The following is a 14,980-nucleotide window of genomic DNA, read 5'->3' on the forward strand; positions in this document are numbered from 1 at the left end:
TTATGAAACTAATTGATTTAAAAGATATAAAATTTCCAACAAAAAAAGATGAAGATTTTAGAAAAATAAATTTAAACCCTATATTAGAAAAAGAGTTTGAATTTTTCAATGAATACAAATTAAATATAGAAGTTCAAGAAGGTAGTGAACTTATTAGCGCTACAAATGAACTGATTAAAATAAACGAAAGATTAGAAACTAAGAATTATGAACTAAATATAAATGAAGATACAAAAGAGCCAATTGTGATTGTACACAAACTAGAAAAGGAAAATAGTATAAACACAAACTCTTTAAAAATAAATGTATCAAAAGATATAAAAGCTTCAGTAATTGAAGTATTTATAAATGAAAAAGAGAATAACTTTTATAATGTAGTTAGAGAGTTTAATATAAATGAAAATGCCCATTTAGAGTATCTAAAAATACAAGATATGAGTGAAAAAACATTTTTGATATTAAACTATATAAACAACTTAGAAGATGAAGCATCTATAAATCATACAAACTTTGAGATAGGAAAAGGTTTTGCCCTTAATATCTATGATTCAAATTTAGAAAAAGAGAATACTAAACTAAATATAAATGGCTATGTAAATCTTTTTGAAAAGGCTAACTCTTCTTCTATATTTAATACAAATCATATAGAAAAAAACAATGCAAGTCATATAAAATACAAACATATTTTACATGATAATTCAAAAGCAGTATTTGAAGCTATGTCAAAGGTAAATGAAAAAGCTCTATACTCAAAGGTTCATCAAAATACTGACACTATTTTATTAAGTGATGATGCAACTATTTTTGCAAAACCTCACTTAGAGATAAATATTGATGAATTAGAAGCTAGTCATGGGGCTACAACAGGTTCTTTAGACCAAGATCAACTTTTATATCTACAATCAAGGGGTATAGATGAAGCGTTGGCTAAAAAGATGCTTTTAAAAGCCATAGAAAATGAGATTTTAGATACTATTTTAGACGAAAAAGTAAAAGATTTTATAATAGATTATGAAAGGAGCAGTTATGTTTAAAAAGGATTTTCCCTATTTTTCAAATAGTGATATTGTCTATTTAGATAATGCTGCTACAACACAAAAAACAAAAGAAGTTATAAGCTCACAAGTTGAGTATTATGAAAAATATTGTGCAAATACGCATAGAAGCTCTTTTGGTGATGCAAATAAAGCAACTTTAAACTATGAAAATGCAAGAAAAACTTTACAAGAGTTTATCAATGCTCCAAGCAAAGAGCAAATAATATTTACAAAAGGTGTAACAGAGTCAATTAACTTTATTGCATCTTCATTTGCAAAAAAGTTTAAAAAAGTAATCATATCTTCACTTGAACACCACTCAAATATTGTTCCATGGCATATGCAAGAAAGAACACTTGGGGATGGACTTGAAGTAGTTTCTTGTAATGAAAACTTAGATTTTGATTTTGTAGATTATGAAAATATATTAAAAGCTAACCCAAACTCATTTGTAAGTGTTACTCATATTTCAAATGCCTTTGGAAAAATACATGACATAAAAGCAATTATAAAACTAGCACACAAATATGATAGTGTAGTTATGATTGATGGAGCCCAAAGTTTAGCCCATATGAGCGTTGATATGCAAGAACTTGATGTGGACTTTTTTGCTATTTCAGCACACAAAACATTTGGACCAACTGGGGTTGGAGCTATTTACATAAAAGAAAAATATTTAAAAGAAGTAGATGTTTATCAAACAGGTGGAGCAACTATAGACCAAGTTGATTTTTCAAGTTCAACTATGCTTGACGCCCCTTATAAGTTTGAAGCTGGAACTCAAAATATCGCAGGTGTAATTGGTTTTGCTAAAGCTTTAGATTATATAAGTGAAGTTGGTTATGATGTAATTATGAAACAAGAGCATGAAGTTTATGAGTATTTGACTGATCAGTTAAGCAAACTACCAAATATAATCTTCTATAATAATTTAGAAGACTCAATTGGAAGTAAAAGTTTTAACTTTAAAAATATCATGCACGATGATATTGGAATTTTACTTGACAAAATGAAAATCGCTTTAAGAGTGGGTCACCACTGCGCTCAACCAATTATGAAACAACTAAATATCAAAGGTACTATAAGAGTTTCTATTGCCTTTTATAATACAAAAGAAGATGTTGATAAACTTATAACTGCTTTGAAAAAAGCTCTTGATATGCTAAGTTAAGGAGTGATATGAATACTATTGAAAAAAGAGTTCAAGATATAAAAGAGGATTTAGACTTTTTTGATGATGAACTACAAAAATATGAATATATTATTGATTTAGGAAAAAAACTTCCTGAACTTGAAGAGAAACATAAAGTTCCTGAAAATATTGTACATGGTTGTACTTCGCAAGTATGGCTTATTGTAGAAAAAAAAGATGACAAACTTTATTTCAAAGGAACTTCAGACGCAGTTATTGTAAAAGGTTTAGTTTATATTATTCTAAATATCTTCTCTGATTCTACTATTGAAGAATTAAAAGAAGTGGATATGGATATAGTTTATGAACTAGGTCTTAGTGAGGTTATTACTCCAAACAGACAAAGTGGAGTAATTGGCATGATTAAAAAAATTAAAGAGTATGCTCTAAGTATCAACTAGAGTCAAAAAGGATTATATATGTCAATTATTGAAAGCAAAGAAGCTTTAAAAGAAGATGTAATTAAAAGATTAAAATCAGTATATGACCCAGAAATACCAGTAAATATTTATGATTTAGGGTTAATATATAAAATAGATTTTGAAGAAAAAAACAACTATGTTTATGCAAATGTTGAGATGACTTTAACTTCTCCTGCTTGTCCAGTTGCAGAAAGCTTAGTTGAACAAGTTAAATATGTAACACAAACAGCTGATATCATAGATGAGGCTTATGTACAGTTAGTTTTTGATCCACCTTGGGATCCTTCAATGATTAGTGATGATGGAAAGGATATTATGGCAGCTTCTGGAGCTCACATCTAAAAATGAAAAGAAACGAGCTATTAATTATTATATATACAATTACTGTTTTATTATCAGTAATGTACGCAACACAACCTATTCAACCATTATTAGCAAAAGAGTTTGACGTATCAGTTGTAAAAGCTTCATCTTTTACAGCTGTTATCATGCTTTTCTTAGCAATATCACCTATTATTTATGGATATATTTTAGAGTCAGTAAAAACTAAAACTGTTTTAACAGTTGCTTCAATTACACTATTTGTAACAAATTTAGCACTTAGTTTTTCAAACTCTTATGAAGTTTTCTTAACTATTAGAACCATTGAAGCTATGATAGTTCCAGCTATTTTAACAGCCTGTATGACAATTTTAGCAAATGATAAAGAGAATACTAAAGTAAATATGTCTATTTATGTGGCTGCAACCGTTTTTGGTGGTCTTGTAGGAAGGGTTTTCTCAGGATTCATTGCTACAGAGTTTGGATGGAGAACTGTATTTTTCTCACTATCATTAGCTCTTTTATTTGGTTTACTTTTAATTAGAAAACTATCTTTTGAAGGTGATACTGAATTAGCTAAGCCAAAACTAGCTGATATAGCAAATATTCTTAAAGACAAAAGGTTTGTTGTAATATATTCATTAATGTTCGTTATCTTCTTTATTTTTGGAGGAATATTAAATATTCTACCATTTAGAATTAAAGAGCAAGTTCCAGATATAACAGAAACACAAATTGGTTTATTATATCTTGGATATGGAGTTGGAATTGTAGTTTCTCTTACTATTCATAAAATTATTGCCCTATTTAAAACAGAACTGCCAACTGTTTTAGCAGGTATAGGAATATTCTTTATTGCAACAGTAGGATTCTTTAGCTCAAATGCCCTATTCTTATTCTCTTTAGTGTTTTTATTCTGCTTAGGAATGTTTATCATTCATACCGTTGCAACAAGAATTGCAAACTCTTTAAAACAGAATCAAAAAGCACTTACTTCAGGTATGTATCTTAGTTTCTATTACCTAGGTGGAGCGATTGGTTCTTTTGCTCCATCTTTTGTATATGCAAACTTTGGTTGGAATATCACAATGCTAGTATTTATTTCAATGCTAGTAGGAATTTTCCTATTTGTATTTTTAAATAGAGGTCTTTTTAAAAACTTTAACTAACCTCTATATTATCAATAATCTCTTCATGGGGCTTACCTATATAGTAGCCTTGTGAATAGTTTATTCCCATTGATTTTACATATTCAAATATCTCTTCATTTTCTATGTACTCAGCAATTGTTTTAATACCTAAGTTATCACATAAAAATTTAAGTGTCCCAACTAACAATTGTGTTTTTCTATTTGTATGAATATCTCTTATTAAAGTTCCATCTATTTTAAGATAATCAATATACTCATTTAGATTAATAATATACTGATAATTTGAATAACCACTTCCAAAATCATCAATTGCAATCTTACAACCTAAAGATTTAACATCTTTAATAAACTTCAAAAACTCATCATAATTTTCAATTGCCTCGGACTCTACAATCTCAATTACAAGCTTATCTCCAACCTTATACTCAGTTATCATTTTATAGATATAGTTTATCATCTCTTTAGAAGAGATATCTTCTGCACTAAGATTTATAGAGAACTCTGAATCAAGATGCTCAAAATATTCAAAAGATTTTTTTACTATTGCTTTTGTAACTTTTTTATATTTTTTTATATCTTTAGAAATAGATAAAAAACTATTTGGATAGATAATCTCATCTTCATATTTTAATCTAGCCAAAGTCTCATACTTTTCAATTTTTTTTGTTTTGTTATTATAAATTGGTTGAAAATAAACAAGAACATCATCATTTTCAATAGCTTTTTTTACTTTTGTAGCCAATCTAATATTATCTTTGTTTAGTTCTGCTCTTCTGTCATTTTTATTATAAATATAAATATCACTTCTTTTATAATGTGCTGTTTCTAAAGCAATTTCTGCTTCTTCAAGTTTTCTCGAGATATTAGTTGATGGCTCAATACTACTTGAAGAGACAGTACATTCAACTAGAATTTTAAAATTATTTCTAATAACATACTCTTCATTCTCAACATCTTTATATAATCTCTCTAAATCTTTTTTTAGAAGACTTCTATTTTCAAAACTATAAATAAAAGCAAAAGAGTCTCTATCTAGTTTATAAAGTTCTAAAAATCTATTTCGATACTGGTACTCTTCTAAAAATTTTGTAATCGATTTCAATAACTGATTTGCTACTTTATAACCATAGGCATTTGCAACTTTCAAGAAGTTATCTATTTGTACAACAATTACTATTTTATCAAGGCTTTTATTATTTTGATACTCATAAAGTAAACCCTCTTTATTTGAAAGGTTTGTCAAGTTGTCCGTTATCATCTGAGTTTTTAGTTTATTTTTTAAATTGTCAGGTGCTTTTGAAAAATATATAATCAATGGTAAAAGTAATAATACCAATAAAATAAAGATTAAATATGTTAAATCTCTATCTTTCTCTTTTGAAGAAGCTAATTCATGATATTTTAAACCTAGTACCAGTCTTAAATCTTGACCATTTGTTAATTGCTTTAACTTCTTAGAATAAAAAGTATCAGAAGAGTACTCATCATATCTTAAAGCTAAAGAAGTATTCTCATTTGCAAAGGCATCTTTAAATAAAAAAGTATCAAAAGTATTAGAAAGTATTCCATACTTTTTATTTGAATGTAAAATAAATTTACCCTTTTTATCTATAAGCATTACATCATATAAAACATTTTTTTCAAACTCTTCAAAGAACTCAGTCATATTTATATTTATAATCAAAATAGCACTCTTTCTACCTTGATTATCATTTACTACTGTACCTAGTCTTAATGATGTTTGTTTAGGTATTACTATTTTCTCTTGTTCTATTTCTAAATCAATTTTAGAGAAACCAACTTCATATGCTTCTAAGTCTTTAAACTTATGAAAATAATCTCTATTTGATTTATCTTGAAGCTCATTAGAAGGAACTATCTGAGAAAAGTTTTTCTCTTTTAGTCTTCCTAAAGAGACTCTATTTACACGTATTTTTTCCATACCTTCCATATCTAGTACTCTAATTTGTATTGCTTCAGGAAGTGTTCTTTGTATAGTTACAAGCAGTTGCTCTAGGGCTTCTTTTTTCTCACTTTTACTTATATACTCTTTTAAAAAACTGTTATGAGAAATAGCCTCTAAAGTTGAGATATAACTATCTATTTTCGATAAAAACTCTTTCTCTTTTATGAACATTTTTTCTTTAATACTATTTGAGGATAAAGTATTAATATCATTTTCATTTGAGATTTTAAAAGAAAAGATTAATAATGCTAATAAAGTAAACACCATCAAAAAAAATAGTGTTAAAAAAGTATATTTATAATTTATTTTCTCCATCTTCAGTCCTACGTGAAATCATGTAATTTTATAATAGAAGGGTATCAAAATAGTGTCAAAAAAGTTTTATAGTTTAAAACTATTAGTTGTAATAAAAAAAGTTGCTTTAATAATTTTTATGTAATAATGACTATTATGGCAAAAGAATATAAAGTACAAAAAAAGAAAACAGTTGCAACAACTGTATCACAGACAGTGTTTAAAATCTTAGTTACAATTGCAATTATAATTTTTGCATTTCTAATTTATGATAAGATGAACTTCGGTAAAGGCGGTTTTGACTTTAGTTCTACAGATAAGAACAAAGAGATAAAACGTACACCAGAACAGCTAAAATGGTTTGATGAATTCAAGGGAGTAGAAAATGTTCCTACTAAAAAACAGCTTGAAGAGAAAAATGAAAAGAAAGGTAATTTCTTAGGATTTGGTTCAAATTAATAGGAGAATAACATGGAAATAATTTTTATTATCTTCTCTATATTTCTATTTATTTTTGTAATCTTTGCCCTTTTTCAAAGTTTCAAGTATTTTAAAACAATGAAAAAATATAAAAAAAGAAAAGAAGAAAGGGCAACAAAAGAAGAACTTGAAAAAGAGTTCAAGTTCTTCGATTAAATAAATCTATCTTTCAGCTATTCTGTCTAAAGAAGCTTTGGCTAAAAATCTATCATAAAAGGCATTATCAAAACTCTGTTTTGCTTGTGTTAATAAAAAGTTTGCATTTATTAAATCTGTACTTGTAGATAAACCTTCATTAAATCTATTATTTACTATTTTATAGTTCTCTTTTGATTGCTCTAAAGATATCTTTGCAGTTTCATAGTTTAATTTAGAAACATCAAACTCTTCAACTGCATTTTCGTATTGTAGTTTTATATTTAATTTTAACTCTTCTAAGTCTTCTTTTACTTGTAAAGACTTTTTTCTTAAAATAACAGTTTGAGCATAATCTGCTCCACCATTATATAAATTCCACTTTACATTTACAGTAGCTGTTGACTGCTCATCATAAGTTAACTCATCAGAGTTTAAAGAAGCATCTTGTCCATACTTTGTATGTGCAAGATTCAAAGAAACCGATGGCAAAGCTGTACCATATGCATTTGCGTTTTTTTGACTACTTAAGGCTTCAACCGTTTTCTTTAATGCTTTAATTTCACTTCTTGAAAAGATCTCTTCCTCTTTATAATCAAAAGCAAAAACTGCATTTTTATTTAGGTCTTCTATTTTCTCACTTTTTTCTAAACTACCACCTAAAATATTTTTTAGGCTATACCAAGCAACTTTTGAATCAGCTTTTGCCCGTGCAAGATTTTGTTTAGCTTGAAGCATTTGTGCATTAACTTGAAGTAAATCATTTCTAGCTAATAAACCTTGTTCAAATCTATTTTCAGAATCTTTATATTGCTTTTGTAATAATTTATATGCATTATCTAAAGTCTCAATATTCTTTAGACTTTTTAAATAAGATATATACTTTACTTTTGTTTCATATACTAAATCATATCTTGCAGCTTCTAAACTATATTTAGACGCAAACTTATTACTTTTTGCTGCATCTAAATTATAGTAATCACTTAAACCACTAAAAAGATTGTATGACAAAACTGCACTTGCATTTGCGTTGTCTTTCCCTTCTCCAATATCATACTTATTTGCATTGTATGTATAAGAAGTATCTAATTTAGGTAAAAATCCTGCTTGGTTTTTAGTCACATTAGCTTTTGCTTCATCATAAATATATTGTTGTTTTATATAGCTGTTGTTATTTGTTAATGCTTTATCTATAGCTTCATTTATATCTAAAGCATATAGATTTGCCCCTAAAAATGTTAGGGGCAAAAGTTTTAGTATTTTTTTATTCATCTACTACTCCTTATGCTTTACTTACGTCAACTGGTTCTTTACTATCTTTACTTTTAACTCTTTGCTCTAATTTAATGAAGAACATTAAAAGTGCAGGAGTTACAAAAATAGTAAAGATAGTTGAGAATGCTAATCCACCTGTAATTACAGAACCTAATCCTCTATAGAATTCACTTCCTGGTCCTGGAATTAAAACCAATGGTAACATACCAAAAACAGATGTCATAGATGACATATAAATAGGTCTTACCCTTGTTTTTGTTGCTGCAATTACTGCTTGCTTATGTTCCATTCCTTTGTTTCTAATATAATTTAAACTTTGATGAACTATTAAAATTGCATTGTTTACAACAATACCAACTAAAATAATAAACCCAAGCATAGTTAAAATATCCAAAGTCTGTGGAGCAATAAAGGTATTTGTTAATGCAAGTCCAATAAATCCACCCGCTGTTGCTAAAGGAACTGTAAACATAATAACTATTGGATACAAGAAGTTTCCAAATAGTGAAGCCATAAGTAAATAAACAATAACAAGAGCTAAAATAAAGTTTCCAAGAAGTAAACCTATTGTCTCTGTAAGTTTATCAGCTGTTCCCGACATACCAACTTCTACTGTAGGAGGAATCATTCCTTTTGCTTTCATTCCTTCAAGCATACCACCAATAATTTTCATTGTCTCTTCTATAGTCATTCCTTGTGGAGGAGTAACTTGAAGAGTAATTGTTCTTTTTCCATCTAAGTGTCTAATCTCAGAAATACCAGTTGTAAACTCAGTTGTTGCTAAAGACGAAACAGGCACTAAAGAAGCATTTGGTAAAGCAATTTGTGAAGCCAAAATATCCTCAGGAGAACTTATTTGGCTCTCATTGGCTTTTAATACTAAATCAATTTTCTTTTTACCCTCTTGCTCAAAGTCACCAATTTTTCTTCCATCCATTAAAACATCAACTGTTACACCTAAATCTCTTGAACTAAGTCCTAATGCTCTTAAAGCATCTTGATTTGGTCTAAGTCTTACTTCTGGATAAAGAAGCTCAACAGATGGTACAGGTCTAACTTGTGCACCTTGTACTGATTGCATTGTTGCACCAAATAGTTGAGAACCTACATTTGCGATATCTTCAATCTTTTCACCAGAAATATCAATGTTTACAACATTTCCTTCACCAATTCCATCTTCAAAAACACCTGATTGAATTGATACACCAAATACTGATGGCATAGAGTTTACAAGAGGAGCAAACATTGGAATTAAATCTCTTGCTCTATCTTCATGAACAGAAGTTCCACCAAATAAGTTAAAGTCTCCAAATGAAACAAAGAAGGCTCTATTTAACCCAGGAATATCTCCAACATCTTTATTTACATGAGGTTCAATACCTTTCATTAAATATGCACCCATTTCATATCTTTCTTCGTAAGATAATCCAGGAGGAGCAATTAAGATATTAAAAATCAAGTTCTTATTTCCTTGAGGTAAATAATCAAGTTTAGGAAATAGTGTATAAATAATACCTACAGATAAAATAGCCAATGATAAAATTGTAATCACTTTTGATTTTACATCTTTAAGTGACAGCTTTACAATAGACATGATAAACTCAACTGCCTTATGTCCAAATTGAGCTATCTTTCCTGCATCTTTTGGTTCTTTTTTAGAGAAAGATGCAAACTTTTTCCAAAGCATTGGAATAACCGCAATTGAAACAAATAATGAGAATGTTACTGCTGATGTTACAGCAATTGCAATATCTTTAAATAGTTGTCCCGCTTCATCTTCTAAGAAAATAATTGGTAAGAATACAGCAATAGTAGTTAATGCTGAAGCAATCAATGCTCCCCAAACTTCACTTGCACCTTTATAAGCAGCTTCAGATATAGACTCCCCTGCTTTTCTATGTCTATCAATATTTTCTAATACAACAATGGCGGCATCAACTAACATACCAACGGCAAAGGAGATACCTGCTAATGAAATAGTATTTAAACTTCTTCCCATAACTGATAGAATAATAAATGTACCAATAATAGAAATTGGAATAGCAACTGATACAACAGCTGTTGGAGATAAACTTCTTAAGAAGATTATTAAAATAATAACGGCTAAGATACCACCAATGATAATATTCTTTTGAACTAAATCAACCGAACCAACAATATATGGTCTCTCATCATAAATCCAGTGAATTTTTAAACCTTGTTCTTTTAAAATTCCTGCATTTAAATCATTTACTACTTTTTCAACATCATTTGTAAGTTTTACAACATTTACTTCAGAACTTGGCTGAACACCTAAGAAAATACCATCTTTTCCTAGGAACATTGCAACTGTACTTGGAGTTTCATATCCAAAGTTCACCTTTGCAATATCTTTTACTCTAACTCTTTGTTCTCTATTTGAGATAAGAATAACTTCTTCAATATCTTTTATTGATTTAAACTTATGAACTGTTCTAATTCTATAAGAACGTCTTTCTAAATTTTGAAGTCCTGCAGAAACATCCACATTTTCATTTTGTAAAATATTTATAACCTGAGAGATAGTAAGACCATAAGATGCAAGTTTGTTAACATCAAACTCAATTTGCATCTCTTGTTCTCTTCCACCACCACCCATAGTTCCAGAAACACCCTCCACTCTTCTAATTGCAGGTTTTATTTCATCTTCAAAGAATGTTTTATATTCATCAACATGTCTTGGGTTATTATCTAATGTTTGAAGCATCATCCAAATAACTGGACTAGCTGTTGCTGTTTCAATTACTGGTTCTTCTACATTGTTTGGATAAGAGCTTACTTCATTTAATTTATTTGATACATCTTGTAATGCAGCTCTTAAATCTGTTCCTAATTTAAAAGTTAAAGTAACTTCACCATAATCATCTTTTGAACTAGATTCGTACTCAATTAAGTTATTTAAACTTTTTAAAGTATCTTCTTGTTCTTCAATTATCTCTCTCTCAATTTCATAGGGAGTTGCACCAGGCCATACTGTTGTGATTTTAATCTCTGGCTTAGTAACAGTTGGAGTTAATTGATAAGGAAGTTTTGATAATGATAAAAAACCAAAAAGAACAACAATAAGTACTGAAACTATTATTGTAACGGGGTTTTTTATTGAAAACCTAATTAAATCCATTATTTACCTTATTATTTATTTAATACTTTTACTGGTGAGTTAGGGAATACTCTTTCATTTCCTTTGCTAACTACATCCATACCTTCACTTAAGCCTTGTGCTGAAATTGCTATTTTATCTCCAAGATATCCTATAATTTGTACAGGCATCATTTGAGCAGTCATCTTATCTGTAATTGTAAATACAACGTTCTGTCCAAATCTTTTAATAACTGCATCTCTTGGTACAACTAAAGCTTCTGTTTTTCCATTTTTTGAAAGGCTTACTTTTGCTTCTTGTCCATCAAAAACAAAACCATCTTTAATATCAGCCTTAAATTTAACAGGGAAAGTTCTTGTTAGTTTATCTCCAGCTGGAATTGCTGCTATTAATTTTGCTTTGAAACTATTATTTGCAACTGTTACATCATAGATATCATTTTTCTTTAATCCATTTATAACTGATAAAGGAATATTAAAAGTAATCTCTACTTTTGATGTATCCACAACTGTTACAGCAGGACTTCCAGCATTTACCCACTCACCTAAATCAACATGTCTTTCTACAACTACAGCATTATAAGGAGCTTTGATTCTTTTCTTAACTGCTTGTATTTGTAACTCTTGTAAAGTACTTTTTGCTGCAATATACTTTACTTTAATATCATCAAACTCTTTTTGAGAAATAGATTTATTTTCAAGTAGTTTTGTATATCTTTCATAATCTCTTTTAGTACTTGTTGCAGTTGCCTTTGCTGATTGAATTTGTGCATTTAAAATATCAGCATCAATTTGAACTAAAGTTTTGTTTTTCTTAACTTTATCTCCAATTTCAAAATTAATTGCTTTTACAACACCAGAATTTTGTGCTGCTAATACTGATTTTTTATCAAACTTAATTGTTCCAACAAACTCTTGTAACGGGTTAACCTCTGATTTTACAACCTTTGAAGTCTCTACTAATGAAGGACCTCCCATTGCAAAAAGTGAAGCAGAAAAAATAGTTATACTTAACAATTTTTTTATCATTATTTTTCCTCTTTAATTAACTTGTTTGTAATCTTTTGTACCATAGGTGCTACAAAAAATACGATTGGGAAAGCACATACAAACGCTTTTACAAATGCTTCCATCCACTTTAATATAAATCCATCAATAAATCCTAGATTAATGAATGTGATCACCATACTCATAATAAAACTCATAAACAAAGACATGAAAAAAGCAAAAGTTAGTCTTCTATATTTTGGGTCTATCATTTTTTAATCTCAATTAACTGCAATATTGTTCCAATAAACCTTTCATAATCTGCTCTAACATCAAAATTAGCTTGACTCATTTTTCTTAGGGCAAGTCCTTTGTGGTAAGTTAAAATTCCATCTGATAAATTAAGAGCTTCCTCTTTTATCTCACCATTATTTATAGACTCTTCTAAAATTTTAATAAGCTCTCCACCAAAATATTCATTTTTCTCACAATTAAACTCTTTCATTGGTAGATTCTCTTCTGCTAAAACAATTGATAAAAACTCTTTATAGCCATTGAAATGTTTCATATTCTCTTCTGAATCATTTAATACAAAATCAAAAAATAGTTCTAATTTCTCTTCAATAGTATTTAACTTTGCAACTTCTTTAGTAAACTCTTGATGATGCTGTTCAATATGCATGTTTATAATTTCAAAAATAATGTCATCTTTGTTTTCAAAATATTCATAAATAGTTCCCTTACCAATACCTGCAGTTCTTGCAACCTCAGCTACTGTAAGTTTTTTCATGCCTACTTCATGGATTAAATCAGAACAAGAAAGTGCGATTTCTCTTCTTTTTTCTTCTTTATTTATTTTTCTAGGACTCAAATCTTTATCTCCTTCCAGATAAAAAGTAATCAAAAATTTAACTTCTTGACTGACCGTCGGTCAAATACTCGAAAGAAATTATAAAGAAATAGAACTTAAATTACTTTTAAAAACTGACCACTGGTCAGTTTTTAAGTTTAGTCTTTATTTTATTATAAAAAAATGTCTAAAAAGTGGTATAATTAAGAAGAACAAGAAAGCTGTAGATTTGCATATTCTTGAGGAGTTGGTTTAGAGTATCTTTCAAACTCTTTATGCTTATTAAATGGTCTTTGGGCAATTTTTAATAAATCATTTACTAAAGAAAAATCACCCTCTTTTGCTTTTTCAATAGACTCTTGAAGCATATAGTTTTTGATTACATATTTAGGATTTGTTTTTTTCATTAATTTTTTCATAGACTCAAAATCTTGATTTTGTTTTTTACAAGTATCTTTATACTTTTCAAACCACTCTTCTAAAGGTTGTCTAATAGGAACTATATCTAAAACATTTGAAAAGTCTTCAAGTGAATTTATATTTGTAAGCTCCCAGAAGAAGCAGTTATAATCACACTTTGATACTTCTAAAGCTTCTAATAATGAAACTACTAAATTTAAATTTGAATCACCACTTAAATTATCATCTAAACCTAATCTTTTGTTCATAAACTCTAAGTAGTGTTTTTGATTTGCTGACATAAAAGTTTGTAAATACTCTATTAGTTTATTTACGTCGCAAACATCTTTTAAAGCATAAGCTAAAACTTCTAAATTCCACTTTGCGATATGTGGCTGATTATTATAAGAGTATCTTCCTTCTACATCCGTATGATTGCAAATACACATCATCTCGAAGTTATCCATAAAAGCATACGGACCATAATCAATTGTAAGTCCCGCTACTGACATATTATCTGTATTCATAACTCCATGCATAAATCCATATGCCATCCACTGAGACATTAGTTTTGCAGTTTTATCTACAAGCTCAAAATAAAATCTTTCATAGCTATAGTCTAAGTTTTTTAGATGAGAATAACTATTATCAATTACATAATCAAGTAACTGTTTTAAATCTTTCGTATCTTTTTGTTTTGCAAAATACTCAAATGTTCCTATTCGTATCCAAGAAGGAGACATTCTTAAAACTATTGCTGCTGTTTCTTCTTCCTCATAAGACCTATGAACAGGATGATTTGAACCAATAATTGCTAGTGCTCTTGTTGTAGGTATTCCTAAAGCATACATAGCTTCACTCATAATATATTCTCTAATACTAGAACGTAAAACAGCCCTTCCATCACCTTGTCTTGAATATCTTGTAAGCCCTGCTCCTTTTGTTTGTAAATGCCAACCATTTACACTTCCAAAATTTATAGCTCTTCCATCACCTAATTGGGGAACATAATATCCAAACTGATGTCCAGAATAAGCTTGAGAATAAGGAATTGAGCCTTTTAAAGTTTTCTTTCCATTTATAAAGTCTACAAACTCTTGTGTTTCACACTCACTATAATCTAGAGATATTAAATCACATGCTTGTTTAGAATAACTAATTAAGTGAGCATCATAAAGGGCTTGTGGTTCAACCTTTTGGTAAAACTTTTCATCAAAATCAAAATAATCACACTCTACTTTTAGTTCATCTAGTTTCATTAATACCTCTTTAATATTTTGGGAATTATAAAATAAGATATTTTTTATCTGATTTAACTAAACAAATACTTTACAAATTTAAGCTACATTATAAA

At 28.7% G+C, this 14,980-nt stretch carries 14 protein-coding genes; 7 read left to right on the top strand and 7 right to left on the bottom strand.

What is annotated here, in order from left to right:
- Nucleotides 1-2: 2 nt before the first annotated feature.
- Genes CRV02_RS10220 through CRV02_RS10240 form a run of 5 tightly spaced genes read left to right on the top strand, consistent with a single transcriptional unit; the run spans nt 3 to nt 4,141 of the window.
- Nucleotides 3-1,034, top strand: coding sequence for a SufD family Fe-S cluster assembly protein (locus tag CRV02_RS10220; RefSeq protein ID WP_129090250.1), 1,032 nt, complete (start codon nt 3-5; stop codon nt 1,032-1,034).
- Complete coding sequence (locus CRV02_RS10225; protein WP_129090251.1) at nt 1,027-2,208, top strand: aminotransferase class V-fold PLP-dependent enzyme; 1,182 nt, start codon at nt 1,027-1,029, stop codon at nt 2,206-2,208. The genes CRV02_RS10220 and CRV02_RS10225 overlap by 8 nt, the downstream gene beginning before the upstream one ends.
- Before the next feature lie 8 nt (nt 2,209-2,216).
- Complete coding sequence (locus tag CRV02_RS10230) at nt 2,217-2,630, top strand: SufE family protein (RefSeq protein WP_129090252.1); 414 nt, start codon at nt 2,217-2,219, stop codon at nt 2,628-2,630.
- A gap of 18 nt (nt 2,631-2,648) precedes the next feature.
- Nucleotides 2,649-2,993 carry a metal-sulfur cluster assembly factor gene (locus tag CRV02_RS10235; protein ID WP_129090253.1) on the top strand — a complete coding sequence of 115 codons (345 nt, stop codon included), beginning with the start codon at nt 2,649-2,651 and terminating at the stop codon, nt 2,991-2,993.
- A 2-nt stretch (nt 2,994-2,995) separates the two neighbouring features.
- A complete protein-coding gene (locus CRV02_RS10240; RefSeq protein WP_129085659.1) occupies nt 2,996-4,141 on the top strand; it encodes an MFS transporter in 1,146 nt (381 codons plus the stop codon).
- Here the strand turns inward: CRV02_RS10240 and CRV02_RS10245 are convergent.
- Nucleotides 4,134-6,404, bottom strand: coding sequence for an EAL domain-containing protein (locus tag CRV02_RS10245; RefSeq protein ID WP_129090254.1), 2,271 nt, complete (start codon nt 6,402-6,404; stop codon nt 4,134-4,136). The genes CRV02_RS10240 and CRV02_RS10245 overlap by 8 nt on opposite strands.
- A gap of 135 nt (nt 6,405-6,539) precedes the next feature.
- On the opposite strand from CRV02_RS10245, the gene CRV02_RS10250 reads away from it, so the two are divergent.
- Both CRV02_RS10250 and CRV02_RS14835 read left to right on the top strand, forming a co-directional pair.
- Nucleotides 6,540-6,842 carry a hypothetical protein gene (locus CRV02_RS10250; RefSeq protein ID WP_129090255.1) on the top strand — a complete coding sequence of 101 codons (303 nt, stop codon included), beginning with the start codon at nt 6,540-6,542 and terminating at the stop codon, nt 6,840-6,842.
- A 12-nt stretch (nt 6,843-6,854) separates the two neighbouring features.
- A complete protein-coding gene (locus tag CRV02_RS14835) occupies nt 6,855-7,019 on the top strand; it encodes a hypothetical protein (RefSeq protein ID WP_164968991.1) in 165 nt (54 codons plus the stop codon).
- 6 nt (nt 7,020-7,025) lie between these two features.
- On the opposite strand, the gene CRV02_RS10255 is transcribed toward CRV02_RS14835, so the two are convergent.
- From CRV02_RS10255 to CRV02_RS10280, 6 genes are all read right to left on the bottom strand, one after another.
- Nucleotides 7,026-8,270, bottom strand: coding sequence for a TolC family protein (locus tag CRV02_RS10255; RefSeq protein WP_129090256.1), 1,245 nt, complete (start codon nt 8,268-8,270; stop codon nt 7,026-7,028).
- 10 nt (nt 8,271-8,280) lie between these two features.
- Nucleotides 8,281-11,412, bottom strand: a complete 3,132-nt coding sequence (locus tag CRV02_RS10260; protein WP_129090257.1) for an efflux RND transporter permease subunit — start codon at nt 11,410-11,412, stop codon at nt 8,281-8,283.
- A gap of 11 nt (nt 11,413-11,423) precedes the next feature.
- Complete coding sequence (locus tag CRV02_RS10265; RefSeq protein WP_129085597.1) at nt 11,424-12,419, bottom strand: efflux RND transporter periplasmic adaptor subunit; 996 nt, start codon at nt 12,417-12,419, stop codon at nt 11,424-11,426.
- Complete coding sequence (locus CRV02_RS10270; RefSeq protein ID WP_129085596.1) at nt 12,419-12,649, bottom strand: DUF2798 domain-containing protein; 231 nt, start codon at nt 12,647-12,649, stop codon at nt 12,419-12,421. Before CRV02_RS10270 ends, CRV02_RS10265 begins: the two co-directional genes overlap by 1 nt.
- Nucleotides 12,646-13,248, bottom strand: a complete 603-nt coding sequence (locus tag CRV02_RS10275) for a TetR/AcrR family transcriptional regulator (RefSeq protein WP_129090258.1) — start codon at nt 13,246-13,248, stop codon at nt 12,646-12,648. The genes CRV02_RS10270 and CRV02_RS10275 overlap by 4 nt, the downstream gene beginning before the upstream one ends.
- 182 nt (nt 13,249-13,430) lie before the next feature.
- The gene (locus CRV02_RS10280) at nt 13,431-14,885 is read right to left on the bottom strand and encodes a YdiU family protein (RefSeq protein WP_129090259.1); all 1,455 of its coding nucleotides are present in this window, start codon (nt 14,883-14,885) and stop codon (nt 13,431-13,433) included.
- Nucleotides 14,886-14,980: the final 95 nt, after the last annotated feature.

This window comes from Arcobacter sp. CECT 8989, assembly GCF_004116715.1.
Classification (GTDB): domain Bacteria; phylum Campylobacterota; class Campylobacteria; order Campylobacterales; family Arcobacteraceae; genus Halarcobacter.

Excerpts from the sequence above, each read along its gene's own strand:
- CRV02_RS10235 (WP_129090253.1), top strand. The coding sequence starts at position 2,649 with ATGTCAATTATTGAAAGCAAAGAAGCTTTAAAAGAAGATGTAATTAAA.
- CRV02_RS10280 (WP_129090259.1), bottom strand. The coding sequence starts at position 14,885 with ATGAAACTAGATGAACTAAAAGTAGAGTGTGATTATTTTGATTTTGAT.
- CRV02_RS10230 (WP_129090252.1), top strand. The coding sequence starts at position 2,217 with ATGAATACTATTGAAAAAAGAGTTCAAGATATAAAAGAGGATTTAGAC.
- CRV02_RS10260 (WP_129090257.1), bottom strand. The coding sequence starts at position 11,412 with ATGGATTTAATTAGGTTTTCAATAAAAAACCCCGTTACAATAATAGTT.
- CRV02_RS10225 (WP_129090251.1), top strand. The coding sequence starts at position 1,027 with ATGTTTAAAAAGGATTTTCCCTATTTTTCAAATAGTGATATTGTCTAT.
- CRV02_RS10265 (WP_129085597.1), bottom strand. The coding sequence starts at position 12,419 with ATGATAAAAAAATTGTTAAGTATAACTATTTTTTCTGCTTCACTTTTT.
- CRV02_RS10270 (WP_129085596.1), bottom strand. The coding sequence starts at position 12,649 with ATGATAGACCCAAAATATAGAAGACTAACTTTTGCTTTTTTCATGTCT.
- CRV02_RS10245 (WP_129090254.1), bottom strand. The coding sequence starts at position 6,404 with ATGGAGAAAATAAATTATAAATATACTTTTTTAACACTATTTTTTTTG.
- CRV02_RS10255 (WP_129090256.1), bottom strand. The coding sequence starts at position 8,270 with ATGAATAAAAAAATACTAAAACTTTTGCCCCTAACATTTTTAGGGGCA.
- CRV02_RS10220 (WP_129090250.1), top strand. The coding sequence starts at position 3 with ATGAAACTAATTGATTTAAAAGATATAAAATTTCCAACAAAAAAAGAT.
- CRV02_RS10240 (WP_129085659.1), top strand. The coding sequence starts at position 2,996 with ATGAAAAGAAACGAGCTATTAATTATTATATATACAATTACTGTTTTA.
- CRV02_RS10250 (WP_129090255.1), top strand. The coding sequence starts at position 6,540 with ATGGCAAAAGAATATAAAGTACAAAAAAAGAAAACAGTTGCAACAACT.
- CRV02_RS14835 (WP_164968991.1), top strand. The coding sequence starts at position 6,855 with ATGGAAATAATTTTTATTATCTTCTCTATATTTCTATTTATTTTTGTA.